Origin of the sequence: Chryseobacterium sp. RLHN22, from assembly GCF_051011795.1 — a bacterium.
Taxonomy (GTDB): domain Bacteria; phylum Bacteroidota; class Bacteroidia; order Flavobacteriales; family Weeksellaceae; genus Chryseobacterium; species Chryseobacterium zhengzhouense.
This window is the reverse complement of the sequence record NZ_JBPCHW010000037.1, coordinates 1-18,452: the sequence shown is the minus strand read 5'-3', so window position 1 is coordinate 18,452 and position 18,452 is coordinate 1. Positions and strand designations below refer to the sequence as shown.

Here is an 18,452-nt window from a genome sequence, read left to right as displayed (position 1 = left end):
AGGTAAAATCCATTTTTCCAGTTTATCTTTGCTTATGAGTTCCAGATTTTAGTTCTTTTTTTTTGCAACTCTAAATTGCTAATTTTCTGGAAACTCTTTTTCTAAAAAAGTTTAAACAGGCTTAATAATTTAAGATAATCAAAAAGTTCCATTATTATGTGTCCTTCTACTGAAGTCTTGTCCGGGCTCCAGATTTCACCGGTTTTCCGTCATACAAATCAACAGAAAATGTAATACCGTCGTAACCGAATTTTTTCTCATCTGTATTCTTCGCCAGATCAGCTAGTTTTTTAAATTTTTCTATTAGACTATTTTTGACTTCAGGATCTAATATAGCCTCAAAACTTGAATTAGAGAGCAATTGGCTATTATTAGATAAATTATCATCATTATAGTATGATTCAGGAAAATCTGTTTTTTTAGGATTTAAAGAATTTAGAATGTAATAATTATTTTTTGTAGTAAATCTTAAAATATCACCTTCAAGTAATTCTAATGTAAAGCCATCATGAAAAGAAGGTGAAGAGTGAAAAACAAACCTATCATTTCTTTGTGTAAAAAACTTAGAAAAACAAACTAAAAATATGAATACGAAAAACTTTTTTGTCATTTAAATATTTTTCTAAAGTTATCATTTTAAAATAAAAAGCGATCCAAAGACCGCTTTCAAATTTATATTTTATTTCCTTTAATCCGTCTTGCAGACATATTCAGGAAACGTTTCACCAGCATACATGCGGAAATGGTTAATCCCAAGCCAAGAGCAATCCACATTCCGAAAGCACCCATTTCAAGTGTTACACAAAGGAAATATCCTAAAGGAATTGTTATCAGCCAATAGGCAATAAACGTAATAATAGACGGTATTTTCACGTCCTGTAAACCTCTCAGCATTCCCAGAGCCGTTACCTGAATTCCGTCAGAAAGCTGGAATAAAGCCGCAATAATCATCAATTTTGAAGCTAAAGTAATCACTTCAATTTCTTCAGGTTTTGTAAAGAAAGTCGGTAAAATATTTCTTCCAATAATAAATACTAAGCCACAGAAACACATAAAAAGAAAAGCAATTTTCAGATTATTGATTCCTATTTTTCTTAATTCCACAAAATTCTGTTCGCCAAGCTTTCTTCCGATCATTACCGTTGAAGCTACACTGAATCCGATGCATAAATTAAAGGTAAACGAAGCCATGCTCAGTGCAATCTGATGCGAAGCAATATCGTGAGCCGAAATCAGCCCACATATAAATGCAGCTCCCGCAAAGGCTGTAACCTCAAAAAACATCTGTAAAGCCGTAGGAAAACCTAATCTTACCATTTTTTCAAACATTTTCTTAGAGAAAACCTGCATTTTAAGTGAAAATTCTTTGATGTACTGTCTCGTTTTTTTCTCTTTTAATAAAACAAAATAAAGGAAAACAACCATAAAAATTCTGGCAATCAAACTTGCTAGAGCAGAGCCTTTTACACCCATTTCAGGGAAAATCCATATTCCTTTAATGAAAACATAGTTTAAAACAATATTAATGACATTGGCAATAATCGTGGCTTTTGTCACACCAATTGTATATGATAAACCTTCAGAAACTTCTCTCAAAGTCTGAAATGCCATAAACGGAACAATACTGATAGCCATTATGGTAAGGAAATCAACCGTATCGGGAATAATTTTCGCTGGTTGTCCCGAATGATAGAGTAGTGGCATTCCAACAAGCAGAATTCCCATCAAAATAATTCCGACAGACATATTAATTACAAATCCATGACTGAAAACCGAATTAATCGTCTTATGATCATGCTGTGAATGCGCCTCTGAAACCAATGGCGGAATCGCAAAAGAAAACCCCAATGCCAAAACAAACATCGAGAAAAATACCGCATTTCCTAAAGAAACTGAAGCCAGTGCATCTGCACCCAACAATTTTCCTACAATAATATTATCAAAAAGGTTTACAGAAACCTGTCCTACTTGCGTAAGCATTACCGGAAGAGCCAAGGTAAGGGCTTCTTTCGTGTAATTTTTATTTAAAAAGTTCATAACAGTTCAAAAAAAAATTTGCAGCATAATTACTGCAAATTTTTATAATTTATTTTAATTAATAATTAAATTATTTCCTTACAAAACTTGCAACATCCTCTTCAGAAACCGAGCTTCCTCCAAGAATAATTAATCTTTCAACCACATTTCTAAGTTCTCTGATATTCCCGGTCCATGAAAGTGCTTTTAAAGCTTCAATGGCTTTATCATCAAATTTTTTCACGGCAGTACCATGTTCGTCAGCAATCATTCCTGAAAAATGACTCACCAAAAGACCGATATCTTCTTTTCTCTCATCCAATGGTGGTACGTAGATCTCGATTACAGACAATCTGTGGTATAAATCTTCTCTGAATCGTCCTGCTTCAATCTCGGTCTGCATATTTTTGTTGGTTGCAGCCAAAACTCTTACATCTACTTTGATCTCTTTATCACTTCCAACCGGGGAAACTTTGCTTTCCTGCAATGCTCTTAATACTTTCGCCTGAGCAATAAGGCTCATATCTCCGATTTCATCCAGAAAAATTGTACCTCCGTTTGCCTGCTCAAATTTTCCCTGCTTGTCTTTGATAGCTCCTGTAAACGAGCCTTTTACATGTCCGAAAAGCTCAGATTCAATCAACTCGGAAGGAATTGCAGCACAGTTTACTTCAACCATTGGCCCTCTTGATCTTTCACTTAAATTGTGAATGGCATGAGCAACCAATTCTTTTCCGGCTCCGTTTGGACCTGTGATTAAAACTCTTGCATCTGAAGCGGCAACTTTTTCAATCATATCCTGAATTTTTTTCAAGGCAGCAGATTCACCAATCATCTGATATTTTTTGCTGACTTTCTTTTTCAGGGTTTTATTTTCAGTCTGAAGATTTTTATTTTCTTTCTTTAAGCTTTCCTTTGCTAAAGCATTTTTTACGCTGGTAATCAGTCTGTTGATATCAATTGGCTTGGAAATAAAATCGTATGCACCGTCCTTTAAACACGAAACTGCAGAGTCTATATCGGCATGGCCGGAAATCATAATGAAAGTTGTTTCAGGTTTTAAGGCTAAACTTTGTTTTAACAGTTCTGTACCTGAAAGTTTTGGCATCTTGATGTCTGAGATCACCAATGCGAAATCTTCTTTTTCAACTTGTTTATAGCCCTCTAAACCGTCATCGGCAATGACAAATTCATAATCTGTTAATTCATCCGAAAGAATACTGTGAAGTACACCGGATATTGCTTTTTCGTCTTCTACAATAAGGATTTTTTGCATAGTCGCAAATTTAGTTAATTTTTGCTTGATTATTAGCAAATATCATTCCTAAATTTCACTTTGAATAATCTCTTCTCCCGAAAATTGCTGAACCTACACGAACCGAATTTGCACCGCATTCAATAGCGATAGGGAAGTCGTCACTCATTCCCATCGACAAAGTTTCCAGTTTTTGAGTCTGATTCAATTCATCAAACAGATTTTTTAAAATAGAAAACTCTTTTCGGATTTGATTTTCATCATCAGTAAACGTTGCCATTCCCATCAAACCTGTAATTTCGATATTTTGAAATTCTCCATTAATGAATTTTTGAAATAAATCCTCAGCTTCAGAAATTTCTAAACCGAATTTGCTTTCTTCTTCCGCTATTTTTACCTGAAGCAGAACTTTGATTTTGCGGTTGTGTTTTGCTGCTTCTTTATTGATTTCGTTTAGAAGTTTCTCAGAGTCCACACTTTGAATGGTATCAATAAATTCCGCAATGTATTTTACTTTATTGGTTTGAAGATGCCCAATCAAATGCCACTGAATATCTTTCGGAAGTAAAGGATATTTTTCTACCAATTCCTGTACTTTATTTTCACCAAAAACTTTTTGTCCTAAATCATAAACTTCCTGAATGGCAGAAACGGGGTGTGTTTTTGAAACGGCAACCAATTCAATATTTTCTGAAAGTTGACCTTTTATATTATTATAATTTTCCTGAATACTCATAGCTGCAAATTTCCGAATTTTAAAATAAAAAGGAATGATTAACATGAAAATCCCACAGATCAAACAGATTTTCACAGATGTTTCTGTTTAAAATATTTTCAATCATCCGTATAAATCTGCGTAATCTGTGGGAAATCAAAATTAATTAAGAATCTCATTGATTTTCGGATACGCCGAAACCTTCCTGAAAACAAAACGATTTGATTTCTGCAGTTTTTCAATGAATAAATCAAGCTCATTAATCGAATCAGCATTAGTAAGATATTGATCGTGCGTAAGAAAAACCAGATGTCTTGATGTTTTTTCAAGATCATTAAAAAAGATGCTGTCTACTTTTTTCAGCATAGCTTCATGGTTGTCTTTCAAGCTCATTTTATTGGTGGGTTTCCACTCAAGATCCCAACCGATCAATTTGTAACCTGCTTTTCTCAGACTATTTGCAGCTTCGGTAGAGCTTTTGAGGTCTGTTACATCAATATTATTGAGTCTCCAGATGTTTCTTCCCGGAGTTCTTGCAATCATTCCGGCAAGTTTAAGGCTATCTTTTGCACGGTTAAAATCTTTAACCACGGCTTCGGGGTTTTTATAAAAATCTGAATATTTATTATGAGCATGAGTGTAACTATGATTTGCCAGTTCAAGCAGCACGTCAGTTTTCATTTTTTCGAGATCTTCTTTTTGTCTTTTGCTGTCTGAAGCATGTTTTCCGACAAGAAAAGCTGTTGCACAGACGTTTCTTTTATGTAATATTTTCAATAGATTTTCGGTTCCACGATTGGGACCATCATCGAACGTAAGATAAATTACTCGTTTATCGGAAGGTATATCTTCATCATCGATTTTGGGGACTTTTGCGACGGGAGTTTTTTGAGAATGAACTTTCTCAGATTCTTTCACTTCATTTTTCTGGTTACAAGCTGTAAGTAATGCTGATGCTGCACTCATCACTGCAAACATCCCGAGAAAAGTCTGTTTTAAAGACTTTTCCGCAAAAGTTTTTTTCATAAAGATAATGGAAATTAAGTTGTTAAAAATTGTTAAATTTTACAAAGTAAAGTTAACAATTTTTATACCACAAAATTAAATTCTTTTCACTTTTTAATGAAATTTTAATCGTGATTATTTTTCAAGAATTTTTCTTAACTCAACTGCATTTTTTACTGCGGCTGTTCCCCAGGTATTGTTGAAGAAAATAAAACCTCTTCTTTCTGATTTTAAAATGTTTTTAGCTAAATTTTTCAATTCATTTTCAGAATATTCAGATTTATAAAGAATTGGTTTTCCGTGAAGGCGATAGTAAAAAAACTCTGGATGATTAACAATAAAATTATCAGGAAGATTATCGGGAAAACTTACACCCGAGAAAATAATATTTTTTGAATTTAAAACTTTGTAAATTTCATCATTCCACCAAGAATCATGTCGAAATTCGATCACATTCAGGTAAGCAAAACTCAGGTTATTAATAATTAAATGTAAATTCTCCTCCGAATTTTTAAATGAGGGTGGAAACTGATAGAGAAACCCCGAAAGTTTATCTTTTAAATGAGCCTGAATATGTTCACAAAATTCTTTTATCTCTTCTTTACAATCGGCCAAACGTTTTTCATGGGTAATCGTTTTTGGAATTTTAATGAAGAATTTAAAATCTTCGGGAGTTTCATCAAACCATTTCTGTAAAGTTTTTGCGGTAGGTTTTCTGTAAAAAGTAGAATTAATTTCAACAGCATTAAATTCTCTGGAATATAGCGTTAAGAAATCTTTACTTTTCACGTCTTCAGGATACAATGAACCCTTCCAGTCATTATTGTAGAAACCCGAACAACCGATGTAAATATTTTCTTTTTCCATATGTTTATTTGTTTCTCACAGATTTTACAAATGATGCAGATTTTTAATTTAATGTTTATTAGATCTGCTTAATCAGCAAAATCTGCGAGAATTTATTTCATGCTTAGGTCAACAGAATTCAATCTCAATGAATTTAAAATAACTGATAAAGAACTGAAACTCATTGCCGCCGCCGCAATCATCGGTGACAAAAGAATTCCAAAAAAAGGATACAACAATCCTGCCGCAATCGGAATTCCCAAGACATTATAAATGAAAGCAAAGAATAAATTTTCTTTAATGTTTCTCAATAATTTCTCGCTTAAAATTTTTGCTTTTGCTATTCCTAAAATATCACCTTTCAACAAAGTGATTTCTGCAGTTTCGATAGCCACATCGGTTCCGGTTCCCATCGCAATACCAATGTTTGCCTGTGCAAGAGCAGGAGAGTCGTTGATTCCGTCGCCGGTCATGGCTACAATTTTTCCCTGTTGCTGAAGTTTTTTTACTTCGTTCAGTTTATCTTCAGGAAGACAATTGGCTTTAAAATGTTTGATTCCCAGTTCATCGGCAACTGCTTTCGCAGTATTTACATTGTCTCCGGTCATCATCACGACATCAATTCCATCGTTTAATAAATGTTGAACAGCTTTTTTTGAACTTTCCTTAATTTTGTCGGTAAAACTTATAAATCCTAAAACTTCATTTTCCTGAGCGATGTATGAAATCGTATGAGCTTTAGATTGAGTTTCCTTTGCTTTTAATTTTAAATCTTCAGAAATCTGAATATTATTTGAAACCAAAAGATTTTCATTTCCTAAATAAACTGTTTTTCCATTGATGATCCCTTTTACACCTTTCCCGGAAATATTTTCAAACTTTTCAACTTTTTCAGCAGAAATATTTTTGTCTTTAGCTTTTTTAATCACTGCATTTGACAACGGATGTTCAGAATTTTGATTTAATGAATACGCTAATTTTAAAATTAAATTTTGATCAGAACTGTTTGTGATTTCTATATGCTCCAACGAAGGTTTTCCTTCTGTTAAAGTTCCTGTTTTATCGGTAATTAAAACGTTTACCTTGTTCATTAATTCAAGAGCTTCTGCATTTTTGATAAGAATCCCGTTTTTAGCGCCTTTACCGATTCCCACCATCAAAGACATTGGTGTTGCCAAACCTAAAGCACACGGACAGGCAACAATTAAAACTGCAACTGCATTCACGAAAGCAAATAAGGTTTTCTGACCTTCAGGACCAAAAATCTGCCATAAAATAAACGTAATTACTGCAATAAAAATGACAGCCGGAACAAAAACTTTTGCCACTTTGTCGGTCAGTTTCTGAATCGGAGCGCGGCTTCTGCTTGCATCGTTAACCATTTTAATAATCTTGGAAAGCAAAGTTTCATCGCCAACTTTTTCAGCTTTCATGATAAAAACCTGATTTCCGTTGATGGTTCCTGAAGTCACCTGATCGTCAATATTTTTTTCAACTGGAATAGGCTCCCCGGTAATCATGCTCTCGTCGACCACAGAATTTCCTTCAATAATTTTTCCGTCGACAGGAATTTTTTCGCCAGGTTTTACTTTTAACAGATCTCCGATTTTTACTTCAGAAAGCGGAACTCTTTTTTCTTCATTATTGACTATTAAATTGGCTTCATCAGGAGACAGATTCATGAGTTCTTTAATGGCATTTCCTGTTTTTTTGTGGGCTAAAGCTTCCATTAACTGCCCCAGGATAACCAAAGTCATAATCACACAAACGGCTTCAAAATACAATGGGATTTCATGATTGTGACCACGAATTTCATGTGGAAGCAAATCAGGAAAGGCTAAAGCAATAACACTGAAAATAAATGCTGCAGCAACTCCCAAAGCAATCAAGCTGAACATATTTAAATTCCATGTTTTAAAAGAAACCCAGCCTCTTTTCATTAAAAACCATCCGGAATAAAACAGAACAGGAAGTGTAAGAATCAATTCGAAAATCCCCTGAATCTGATGCGAAAAAGGGAAATCAATCACCATTCCCCCCATTGATAAAATAAAAACAGGAATGGTAAATGCTAAAGAAATAATAAATTTTCTTTTTAAAATAATGTATGTATCATCGGTTTCTTCCTCACCTTTTTCGGGATATTTTACCAAATCCATTCCGCAAACAGGACAGCCGACATTACTATCGTATGTTTTGTCTCCTTCACAAAACATCGGACAATAGTATCTTCCCGCCATATCGTCTGTTACTTTTGGCGCTTTATGTTGATGGTTGTGATGATCATGGGAACGCGGGATCGAATTTTTAACTAAGTCCTCCGTAATTTCTTCCAAATGCATGTGACAAACCGGACAATTGGTTTTTTCATCATACACTTTATCATCTTCGCAAAACATCGGACAATAATATTTACCAATGTTGTCTTTGAAATTTTCTGGTAAGTTTGTAGAAGAATAGGTTGGTTTGTAATCCAGGTCTTTTGCTAATTTTTCCTCAATCGGAACCAAATACATATTGCAAACCGGGCACCTTTTTCCTTGCTGAAAATAAACTTTATCGCCTTCGCATTCCATTGGACAGTAATAAACGGAAGAAGGAGAAATGCGGTCTTGTGGTCTTATAAAAGAATTATCCGGAGTTTTTGAATCTTCAAGTTTATAATTTCCAATCTCAGAAAGTGATTGATTGAGTTCTGATAAATTGATTTCTTTATCTGAATGAATTTCAACGATGCTGTTTTCAAGATTAACATTTGCAGAAATTCCATCTAAACTGTTTAGTTTTTCTGAAATTTTTTTCTGACAACCCGAACAGGTCATCCCTAAAACTTTATATTGCTGGTTCATGATTCTAAATTTATTCTACAAATTTCTGAAAAGCGTTTCGGAAGCTGTTATAAATTTAGGGAATATGTTTATATTATTTTGGAGAGTGTTGTGTTGGAGAAGTAGGAGAGTTTGCTGACTTTCTCACGCAGATTTAGTAGATTATGCAGATGTTTGCGTATTTTTTTATAGCTATTAAATTTTAAAAAATCTGCATAATCTGTCAAATCTACGAGACCTAAAACTCAAAAAAACTCTCAAACCTTACAATTCTCAAACTCAATCAGACCTGATCAAGCGGTTTTCTGTTGTGAACTTTCAGTTTTTTAAATTCGGTAGGAGTGAAACCTGTAATCGTTCTGAACTGAGATGATAAGTGCTGAACACTTTTATAGCCCAATTTTCCGGCAATTTCGGTAAGATTAAATTCATTATACAGCAACAATTCTTTTACTTTTTCAATTTTTTGAAGGATAAAAAACTGTTCGACCGTAATATTCTCATTTTGTGAAAAAGCTTTAGAAAGCGCGCTGTACTCTTTATGTAATTCAGAACTTAGAAATTTTGAAAGTAGAAAATTTTCGTCAATATCAAGTTTACCGATTTTAATGATTATAAGGTTTTTGATTTTATCAACAAGTTGATGAATGGTATCTTTTATTCTTTCAAATCCGGTTTCCAGAAGACGGTTTTCGATAGCCTGAATGTCTTTTGTTGAAAGGTCTGAATCAGTTTCTACCTCACCAAGATTAATAGAATTTAGTTTAATATTAAATTGATCAAAAATACCTGAAACCGCAGAAATACATCTTCCGCAGACCATATTTTTTATGAAAATTTTCATAGTTCGTCTTTAGGTTTTAGCCTGTCTTTTACAAATTCCACCTGGGTTTTTCCGTGTGGAGCAGGATTTCCGTTTTCGTCAAGATTTACCATGACGATTCTGTCGACAGTAATAATGGTTTGGTGCGTCATTTTATTTCGAACCTGACAAGCAAGTGTAAGAGAAGTGGAACCGAATTTTGTAACCTCAATACCGATTTCAATAATGTCGCCTTGCTTTGCTGAGCTTACAAAGTTTATTTCTGATATAAATTTGGTAACTATTTTTTTATTTTCAAGCTGAATGACAGCATATAAAGCTGCTTCTTCGTCAATCCATTGTAAAAGCCGCCCTCCGAAAAGTGATTGGTTAGGATTTAAGTCTTCCGGTTTTACCCATTTTCTTGTATGATAATTCATGTTTTGTACTATTTTCTAATACAAATTTAGGTTTTAAAATAATGTTTTCAAACATTAGGTAATTAAAAGATTAATGATAGTTTAACATTTATGTTAATAATTTTTAAATGGTTTCAATTAAATCATTAAAAAGTTTTGATTTGTATTTTTTAATTGTATCTTGCACCTGTTTATATTTGGAATCAATATCATGTTCATTTATTATGTTGCTTTTCTTTTATATACCAAACTTATATTAATTATTTAATTTTTTTTAAAATGAACATTTTTGTTTCAAACATCAATTACGCAACTAAAGAATATGAGTTGCACGATTTATTTGCAGAATTTGGCGATGTAGCATCAGCTAAAATCGTTTTAGACAGAGAAACTGGCCGTTCAAGAGGTTTCGGTTTCATTGAAATGGGTGACGCTGAAGGACAACAGGCTGTTGAAGCTCTTAACCAAAAAGAATTCAACGGAAAAGTTCTTAACGTATCTGAAGCTAAGCCAAGAGAAGAAAAGCCAAGAAGAAGTTTTGACAACAATAGAGGTGGAGGTTATGGTAACAACCGTGGTGGAAACGGTGGTGGTTACGGAAACAACAACCGTGGAGGAAATAACGGCGGTGGAAATCGTTGGTAAAAAATGAAGCGGCTTTTAAGCCGCTTTTTTTATGTCTTTTATTTTTTGAAATTTGATGGTTAAAGTTTTAAGTTAATTACTTTTCCAACAACTAAAGCCCAACAACCATCAACTAATTTTCGCTCTTTTTCTTCTTCTTTTTCTTATCTTTTCCCTTTTTATTTTTCTTAGGATTCAGAATTTCTTCCGCATATTCTAATTTGGGTTCTTTAATTTTTACAGGTTTCATTTCAATTTTCAGATCAAAATAAGACTGAAGGTCTTTTTGTGAGATTAAATTTTCATTAAATAAAAACTCCAGAATTTCCTTTCCTGAACCATTAAAAAAATTGTGAGAAAGTTCTTTCAGTAAAAACTTTTTATAGTCTTCAAAAGGTACAAGTATGGAATATTTAAAAATCCGGCCTTCTTTTTCTGTTGACAAATATCCTTTTTCAACCAATATTTTTAAATAGGTTGATACGGTATTTTGATGCGGTTTCGGTTCCGGATGTTGCTCCATAACATCTTTTAAATAAAAGCTTTCGAGCTTCCAGAACAGCTTCATTAAATTTTCTTCGGCAGCGGTAAGATGATTTATTTTCATAGATGTACTTAAATTAAAATAAAGTAGCGCTTATCTGAACAATTACTTAATGGTCGTTTCCACCGGAATCACTTCTGTGGGGATATCATTGCGCTGATATTTATTGTTGCAATAAAGATAAATAAAAGAAACCAAAACAGCTATTCCTCCACCCATAAATACTTCTTTTACGGTGTGTCTTTTTAAAATAACCCTCGTAATACCTACCAAAATTGCAATGGCAAGCCATACAAAACCGATTTTTATGTCGAAAGCGAAAAATAAAGCAGCCACAAAAACATTGAAAGCGGTATGCATCGAGCTTTTGATATATAAATTACTGAATTGTAAGGCAAATAAAAGAACCAGAATAAATAACATCACAAAATCTATGAATCCATGTTTTATATAATTAAATACTAAATATGAAATAATACATACTGCGATAAAAATATACAATGTTTTACGCTGAACTCTATTCGAAACATCCATATTGGTATATCGGCCAGTCTTTACATTCCAGGCTATCCAAATGATAATAGGAAGAATAGTCATCAATAAAATAGGTAGAAAATGAGTGAAAGACTCTTTTAAAGTATAATTCTGAATACTGAAATAAACAAAATAAATAACTAGAGAAACCAAGGGATTGAAAAAATCTGAGATAATTCTTGAAATAATATGCTGTAACGAGGTCTTTTTTTCTTCCATAAATTAGTTTGAAATGTAAATATAACATTATAAGTAAAAAAACTATTGCTGCTCATATAATAAAAACGAAGTTTTTTTTATATTTTTGCTCAACTATTTCATAATAAATAAGCAAGAAGCTCGCACATGAAAGAATTTTCTAAAGAGGTATACCTGAAGTGGTATGAAGATATGACAATGTGGAGAAGGTTTGAAGACAAATGCCGTTCTCTTTATCTAAAACAAAAAATCAGAGGTTTTTTACATTTGTACAACGGTCAGGAAGCTATTCCCGCAGGTTTTACGCATGCAATGGATTTAACAAAAGACAGTATGATCACTGCATACAGATGTCACATCCATCCAATGGCGATGGGAGTAGATCCTAAAAGAATTATGGCTGAACTTTGTGGTAAAGCGACAGGTACATCCGGAGGTATGGGTGGATCTATGCACATTTTCAGTAAAGAACACCGTTTCTACGGAGGTCATGGTATTGTTGGGGGACAAATTCCTTTGGGAGCAGGTATTGCTTTCGCAGATAAATATTTCGACAGAAAAGCGGTAAATATCTGTTTCTTCGGAGACGGTGCTGCAAGACAGGGATCTCTTCACGAAACTTTCAACATGGCAATGAACTGGAAACTCCCTGTCGTATTTGTTGTTGAAAACAACCAGTATGCGATGGGAACTTCTGTAAAAAGAACAGCTAATCACGAAGATATCTACAAATTAGGATTAGGTTATGAAATGCCTTGTCTTGCTGTAGATGCTATGGATCCTGAAAAAGTAGCTGAAGCCGCTTACGAAGCTATTGAAAGAGCAAGAAGAGGTGATGGTCCTACTTTTATCGAAGCAAGAACATACCGTTACAGAGGCCACTCAATGTCTGACGCTGAACCTTACAGATCTAAAGAGGAAGTTGCTCTTCACAAAAACGATGACCCAATTGAATTGATTAAAGCAAGAATCCTTGAAAATAACTGGGCAACTGAGGAAGAATTGGAGGCTGCAGATAACAGATCAAGAGATTTCGTAGAAGAATGTATTGAGTTTATGGAAAATTCTCCATATCCTGATGCTGAAAAAGTTTATGAGTATGTTTACGCTCAGGAAGATTATCCATTCTTAGATAAATTAGAAAACTAAAAATTAATAATTAATTTGATATTTGAATTTGAGTTTCCCTAATCTCAAATCTCGAATCTCGAATCTCAAATCAATATATATTATGGCAGAAGTGATTACAATGCCACGTCTTTCCGATACAATGACGGAAGGTAAAGTGGCTAAATGGCATAAAAAAGTAGGAGATAAAGTAAAAGAAGGAGATATTTTAGCCGAAATCGAAACTGATAAAGCAGTACAGGATTTTGAATCTGAAGTGGAAGGCACCCTTTTATATGTAGGTGTAGAAGAAGGAAATGCAGCAGCAGTAGATTCAGTATTGGCAATTATAGGAAATGAAGGAGAAGATATTTCAGGATTAACAGGTGGAGCAGCTGCTACTGCAGCAAGCGGTTCTGAAGAAAAAAAATCTGAAGAAGAAGTAAAGACTGAAAATGAATCCACCAGTGTTGAGCAAACTTCTGCAGAAGTTCCGGCTGGAGTAGAGGTAATTACAATGCCTCGTCTTTCTGATACAATGACGGAAGGTAAGGTTGCTAAATGGCATAAAAATATCGGCGATACAGTAAAAGAAGGTGACCTTCTTGCTGAAATAGAAACCGACAAGGCTGTTCAGGATTTTGAATCTGAATTTAATGGAGTTTTATTGAAGCAAGGTGTTGAAGAAGGAGGAGCTGCTCCTGTCGATACTGTTTTGGCAATTATCGGACCTGAAGGAACTGATGTTTCGGCGATTGGTGCTCCAAAAGCTGCTGCTAAACCTTCAGACAAACCAACTGAACAGAAATCTGAAGTTAAAACTGAAGAGAAAGCCGTTCCGGCTGCAAATGCTTCTTCTTCAGACAGAGTGGCAATTTCTCCATTAGCTAAAAAAATGGCTCAGGATAAAGGTGTTGATATTCATTCTGTACAAGGTTCGGGAGAAAACGGAAGAATCGTTAAAAAAGATATTGAAAATTATCAGCCTTCAGCAAAACCAGCTTCTTCAGCTCCGGCTGCAAGTCCTGCTGCTGCACAGGTTGCGCTTAGCTTTGTTCAAGGTGAAGATACAGAGACTCCAAACTCTCAGGTAAGAAATATTATTGCAAAACGTCTTTCTGAAAGTAAATTCTCTGCACCTCACTATTATCTGATGGTTGAAATCAACATGGATAAAGCAATTGAGGCTAGAAAAGAAATCAATTCTTTACCGGATACCAAAATTTCTTTCAATGACATGATCATCAAAGCGACTGCAATTGCTTTAAGAAAACATCCGCAGGTAAATTCAAGCTGGGCGGGTGATAAGATTATTCATAGAGGAAATATCAACATTGGTGTAGCAGTTGCAATTCCTGACGGATTGGTAGTTCCTGTTCTTAAAAATACAGACCAGATGAATTATACTCAAATTTCTGCTGCTGTAAAAGATATGGCCGGAAGAGCAAAATCTAAAGGTCTTAAAGCAAACGAAATGGAGGGTTCTACATTCTCAATCTCAAACTTAGGAATGTTCGGAATTGAAACGTTTACAAGTATTATCAACCAACCAAACTCTGCAATACTTTCAGTAGGAGCAATTATCGAGAAACCAATCGTAAAGAACGGGCAAATTGTGGTTGGAAATATCATGAAGCTTTCATTAGCTTGTGATCACAGAGTTGTTGACGGCGCAACCGGAGCCCAATTCTTACAAACTTTAAAAACATATTTAGAAAGTCCTTTAACTCTGTTACTGTAACTTTTTGAAATATAAATGATTAAAACCTCTCACTTCGAGAGGTTTTTTATATTTTAAAAATTACGTTTTAAATATTTTCTTTCATAGAAATAGTTATTAATATTGTCAGACTCGTCTAAAAGATATATTTTAGTAAAAAATCTATATGAAGAGAATTATTGTTGGAATTTTTTCCTTTTTAAGTATCATAGCTTTCGCACAGAACCAGCGTTTTATTTACGAATACAAATTTGTAATGGATTCTACTAAAACAAATGAAATAACTTCAGAAATAATGTTTCTTGACGTAGCAAAAAAAGGTTCGAAGTTTTACAGTCAGAAAAAAAGTATTGCAGATTCTATACATCAGGAGAGAATACAGAAACAAACAAGAGATTTTACCGGAATAGACTATGGAAATGTTCCTTTTGTAGTAGAAAAATCTTATCCCGGCTTTGCCAACTCTTTTTTTATTAATCTCGATATGAATAAATATAGAGTCTCTGATGATCGGAAAATAGATTGGAAAATTTTATCTGAAAAAGAAAGAATAGGAGACCTAAACTCGCAGAAAGCTGTTTGTAATTTTGCAGGAAGAACTTGGACGGCTTGGTTTGTTTCTGATATCCCAATTCAGGATGGGCCATATAAGTTTTATGGCTTGCCTGGACTAATTATTAAAATTGAAGATAAGACAAAATCTCATTCTTTTGTTTTAAAAGAGGTTAAAAAGCTCAGACCAGATCAGGAGTGGACTAGTGATTCTGAGAAAAAAGTATTTGGCAATATTATCTCTGTTGATCAGGAAAAATACAAAAAACAATTTATTGATAACAGAGAGAACCCAACCAAAGGAATGCGGCAAATGATGTCTGGAAATACAAAAATAATGATGGTAGATGAAAACGGAAAACAATTAGATATAGAAGAAATGCTACGAGATCAGGAAAGAAATGCGAAAGCAAATAATGCTAAAAACAATAATCTTCTTGAGTTAGATTTACTTAAATAAAAAATAAGCCTGTTGATAGTATTTCAACAGGCTTATTTTTAGTTATCTTGCTCTCCAGTGAGTACCATTTTTTGGTGGATCTTTTGGTTCATCATCACCAATTACTGCACCAATTGAAGAATTTGGATCTAATAATCCTCCAACAAAGTTTTTAGGGGTTATAACTTTTATTGTATCTTCATCAGATGCTGTTTTCCAGTGAGTTCCGTTTTTTGGTGGGTCGTTATTTTCGAATCCAGAAGCAGAGTCTTTTGCATTCATCTGATTTTCATCTTGATGCAAAGAAAGCTGTTCATCTTCAATCAGAGTCTCCCCCTGCCTACAGGCAATACTCGCTAGCCCAATTAATATTAAGCTGAATGTTGTTAATTTTAATTTCATTTTATTCTAGGATTAATGATTTTAACTTATTTTTAATTTAGATCCTCGAAATTACTTAAAACATACATACAATACAAATATATTATGGTTTGATTTATAAATTTTTACACTGTGATTTCTTTTACTCTTTCTTTGTGTTTAATTATATTTAATAAACTACTCGTTGTAAAATAGCTATAATAAATACTTTTTATGTATTTTTGAATAAAAATTTATCGGGAAATATCTGATGATAAAAAAAATTTTTACCATTTTAAGCTGTTTACTGGCTGCTATATTATATTCACAGGATTTTTATTCAAATCTTAGGGAAAAGTATTGGGTATATGAAGAAAATGATCCTAAAGCTTTTATATATATTAATCAATATATAAAAAGAGCAAAATCTGAAAAAAATTATTCTGAACTGTTTCAGGCTTATAAGGATGGAATTCTGTATTCTGAAAATAAAAAAATAGCATATGCAGACAGTGCTATATTAGCGGCTAAGAACTCAGGGAAAAATGATTTAATAGGTGACGGGTATTTAAGTAAGGGAGCCATTTATTATTTTAATCAGCGTAAATTTCAATTTGCTTTAGAAGAATATTTAAAAGCTTATGAATATCTGAAAGATTCTAAAAACGAATTTCTAAAATACCAGAATATTTATCATATAGGTGTTGTAAAAAGTTATTTAGGGTATTATGATGAAGCACTGAAAATTTTTGAGGAATGTATTGCTTTTTTTGAAACAAAAATTAATGGTGACATTCATGATAATACAGTTTTTAATAATACAAAAGGATATTTAAACTCTTTACATCAGGCAATCATTTGCTATCAGGCTCTCGGAAAAAATGAAGAAGCAAAAAAAATGTTGGATGAGGCTGAAAGAAAACTTCCTAAAACAAAAGATTTTTATTTAGAAAAAAGTTACTTCGAAAAAAGTTTAGGAGTTTCTGAGTTCAAAAGTAAAAATTACACTCAAGCTATTAAATATTTTGATCAGGCACTTCCCGAACTTCTTAAAGTAAATGACTTCAGCTGGGCTTCTTATATTTATTTCTATAAAGGCAAAAGTTATGAAATTCTTGGGAACCAGGATCTTGAAGTAATTAATTACAAGAAAGTAGATTCTATATTTAATAAAAATAAATTTATTCTTCCTGAATTAAGGAGTAATTATGAAGAGTTGATTGAATATTACAGAAAAAACGGTAATCATAAAGAAGAGTTATATTATACAAACCAACTTTTAAAAGTTGATAGTGTGATTGCTTCAGATTTCAAACATCTTTCTACCAGAATCTATAAAGAGTATGATACTAAGATGTTAATGGAAACAAAAGAAAATCTTGAGAAAACAAATTCTTATAGTAAACTGCTTTTGTTTATTTGTCTTGCTATTATTGCTGCTTTAGGAGTGATCATGTTCTACAGAATAAGAAAACAGAAAAATATTCAGAAAAATTATGATGATTTGCTTATTAAACTTGAAGAAAAAAACAATCAGCAGGAAATTGTTTCTATCCCGATAAAAACGGAGGTAACCGATTCTTCAGACAAGAATATCAAGTTTGATAACAGTATCGTTGAAAAGCTTTTAAATGATATTCAGACATTTGAGAACAATCAGGGATATTTGGAACAGGGACTTACCCTTAAAAAACTTGCAGAACAGTTTAAAACCAATACTTCTTACCTTTCTCAGGTGATCAATGAATATAAAGGCAGCAACTTTAATACTTATATTAATGCTTTAAGGATCAGTTATGCAACCCAAAAGATTTATCAGGATAAAGAATGGAGAAAGTATTCTATAGAGCATATTGCTTCAGCTGCGGGTTTTAGTAACAGACAAAGTTTTTCAAATATATTTCTGGAGCAGAACGGAATCAGGCCTGCTGATTTTATTAAAAAGAGAATTAAAGAGCTCGAAGATCAAAATAATTAGACTTAATGATAAAATCTATTCAAATAAAAAACCGAACTTTTAATTAAAAGTTCGGTTTTCTTATTAATAGAATGTGAATGTTTGATGTGTATCTTAATTTCTTATTTCAGTTCCATTATTTATAAATTGTAGAGAACAGGGTCCTTCCCTAGATTGTCAGAACCCTGAAATGTTCTTCTACATGAAAACTGAATGATGAAAAGTTATATATAAATGATATGGTGTCTTGTTTTATCTGTAACAAATATAGAATCATAAATTATTATCAACAAGTTATTGTAGTTACCATTTATAAATATTTACGTAATAATTTACAAAAAACAACTTGTTTTAGATTTAAATCTTTGACTTACAGTTTCTTATTGTATCAACTTATTTAAATCTTAATTAACGTGAGTTCGGGATAATAATAAATAAATTTATGATACAAAAAAGCAGAAAAATTAGTATATTTAAGGTATTGAAATTCAAATATTTAACTAAAATTTCTGCTATGATTTCTGATGATGA

The 18,452-nt window shown here is 33.0% G+C and carries 17 protein-coding genes; 5 read left to right on the top strand and 12 right to left on the bottom strand.

Annotated elements, in window-relative coordinates:
• Nucleotides 1–166 precede the first annotated feature (166 nt).
• From ACR1PN_RS19785 to ACR1PN_RS19745, 9 genes are all read right to left on the bottom strand, one after another.
• Nucleotides 167–610, bottom strand: coding sequence for a hypothetical protein (locus ACR1PN_RS19785; RefSeq protein WP_433981437.1), 444 nt, complete (start codon nucleotides 608–610; stop codon nucleotides 167–169).
• 62 nt (nucleotides 611–672) lie between these two features.
• Nucleotides 673–2,037, bottom strand: coding sequence for an MATE family efflux transporter (locus ACR1PN_RS19780; protein WP_378177838.1), 1,365 nt, complete (start codon nucleotides 2,035–2,037; stop codon nucleotides 673–675).
• A 70-nt stretch (nucleotides 2,038–2,107) separates the two neighbouring features.
• The gene (locus ACR1PN_RS19775) at nucleotides 2,108–3,292 is read right to left on the bottom strand and encodes a sigma-54-dependent transcriptional regulator (protein WP_378177835.1); all 1,185 of its coding nucleotides are present in this window, start codon (nucleotides 3,290–3,292) and stop codon (nucleotides 2,108–2,110) included.
• Between the two features lie 55 nt (nucleotides 3,293–3,347).
• Nucleotides 3,348–4,007: a YggS family pyridoxal phosphate-dependent enzyme gene (locus tag ACR1PN_RS19770; RefSeq protein ID WP_433981436.1), complete on the bottom strand. Its 660-nt coding sequence runs from the start codon at nucleotides 4,005–4,007 to the stop codon at nucleotides 3,348–3,350.
• A 141-nt stretch (nucleotides 4,008–4,148) separates the two neighbouring features.
• Complete coding sequence (locus ACR1PN_RS19765) at nucleotides 4,149–5,012, bottom strand: polysaccharide deacetylase family protein (RefSeq protein WP_433981435.1); 864 nt, start codon at nucleotides 5,010–5,012, stop codon at nucleotides 4,149–4,151.
• Nucleotides 5,013–5,126: 114 nt separating this feature from the next.
• Entirely contained in the window at nucleotides 5,127–5,858 is a 732-nt protein-coding gene (locus ACR1PN_RS19760; protein WP_433981434.1) for a DUF72 domain-containing protein, read from the bottom strand.
• Nucleotides 5,859–5,950: 92 nt separating this feature from the next.
• Nucleotides 5,951–8,686 carry a heavy metal translocating P-type ATPase gene (locus tag ACR1PN_RS19755; protein ID WP_433981433.1) on the bottom strand — a complete coding sequence of 912 codons (2,736 nt, stop codon included), beginning with the start codon at nucleotides 8,684–8,686 and terminating at the stop codon, nucleotides 5,951–5,953.
• Nucleotides 8,687–8,948: 262 nt separating this feature from the next.
• Nucleotides 8,949–9,509 carry a helix-turn-helix domain-containing protein gene (locus ACR1PN_RS19750; RefSeq protein WP_433981432.1) on the bottom strand — a complete coding sequence of 187 codons (561 nt, stop codon included), beginning with the start codon at nucleotides 9,507–9,509 and terminating at the stop codon, nucleotides 8,949–8,951.
• On the bottom strand, nucleotides 9,506–9,907 hold the full coding sequence (locus ACR1PN_RS19745) for an acyl-CoA thioesterase (protein WP_378177817.1): 402 nt from the start codon (nucleotides 9,905–9,907) through the stop codon (nucleotides 9,506–9,508). The genes ACR1PN_RS19750 and ACR1PN_RS19745 overlap by 4 nt, the downstream gene beginning before the upstream one ends.
• A gap of 258 nt (nucleotides 9,908–10,165) precedes the next feature.
• On the opposite strand from ACR1PN_RS19745, the gene ACR1PN_RS19740 reads away from it, so the two are divergent.
• Complete coding sequence (locus tag ACR1PN_RS19740; RefSeq protein WP_378177814.1) at nucleotides 10,166–10,531, top strand: RNA recognition motif domain-containing protein; 366 nt, start codon at nucleotides 10,166–10,168, stop codon at nucleotides 10,529–10,531.
• Between the two features lie 112 nt (nucleotides 10,532–10,643).
• On the opposite strand, the gene ACR1PN_RS19735 is transcribed toward ACR1PN_RS19740, so the two are convergent.
• Together ACR1PN_RS19735 and ACR1PN_RS19730 are read right to left on the bottom strand one after the other, a co-directional pair.
• Nucleotides 10,644–11,117, bottom strand: coding sequence for a BlaI/MecI/CopY family transcriptional regulator (locus ACR1PN_RS19735; RefSeq protein WP_433981431.1), 474 nt, complete (start codon nucleotides 11,115–11,117; stop codon nucleotides 10,644–10,646).
• 42 nt (nucleotides 11,118–11,159) lie between these two features.
• Nucleotides 11,160–11,807, bottom strand: coding sequence for a phosphatase PAP2 family protein (locus ACR1PN_RS19730; RefSeq protein ID WP_433981430.1), 648 nt, complete (start codon nucleotides 11,805–11,807; stop codon nucleotides 11,160–11,162).
• Nucleotides 11,808–11,933: 126 nt separating this feature from the next.
• Between ACR1PN_RS19730 and pdhA the strand changes: the two genes are divergently transcribed.
• The 3 genes from pdhA to ACR1PN_RS19715 all read left to right on the top strand — a co-directional run bounded on the left by pdhA (nucleotide 11,934) and on the right by ACR1PN_RS19715 (nucleotide 15,625).
• Complete coding sequence (gene pdhA, locus ACR1PN_RS19725) at nucleotides 11,934–12,935, top strand: pyruvate dehydrogenase (acetyl-transferring) E1 component subunit alpha (protein ID WP_378177805.1); 1,002 nt, start codon at nucleotides 11,934–11,936, stop codon at nucleotides 12,933–12,935.
• 82 nt (nucleotides 12,936–13,017) lie between these two features.
• A complete protein-coding gene (locus ACR1PN_RS19720; protein WP_433981429.1) occupies nucleotides 13,018–14,634 on the top strand; it encodes a 2-oxo acid dehydrogenase subunit E2 in 1,617 nt (538 codons plus the stop codon).
• 145 nt (nucleotides 14,635–14,779) lie between these two features.
• Nucleotides 14,780–15,625 carry a GLPGLI family protein gene (locus tag ACR1PN_RS19715; RefSeq protein WP_433981428.1) on the top strand — a complete coding sequence of 282 codons (846 nt, stop codon included), beginning with the start codon at nucleotides 14,780–14,782 and terminating at the stop codon, nucleotides 15,623–15,625.
• Nucleotides 15,626–15,667: 42 nt separating this feature from the next.
• Here ACR1PN_RS19715 and ACR1PN_RS19710 read toward each other — a convergent pair whose 3' ends face one another.
• Entirely contained in the window at nucleotides 15,668–16,006 is a 339-nt protein-coding gene (locus ACR1PN_RS19710; protein ID WP_433981427.1) for a hypothetical protein, read from the bottom strand.
• A 229-nt stretch (nucleotides 16,007–16,235) separates the two neighbouring features.
• Between ACR1PN_RS19710 and ACR1PN_RS19705 the strand changes: the two genes are divergently transcribed.
• Nucleotides 16,236–17,942 (top strand): helix-turn-helix domain-containing protein, encoded by a 1,707-nt coding sequence (locus ACR1PN_RS19705; protein WP_433981426.1) that lies wholly within the window; start codon nucleotides 16,236–16,238, stop codon nucleotides 17,940–17,942.
• Nucleotides 17,943–18,452: the final 510 nt, after the last annotated feature.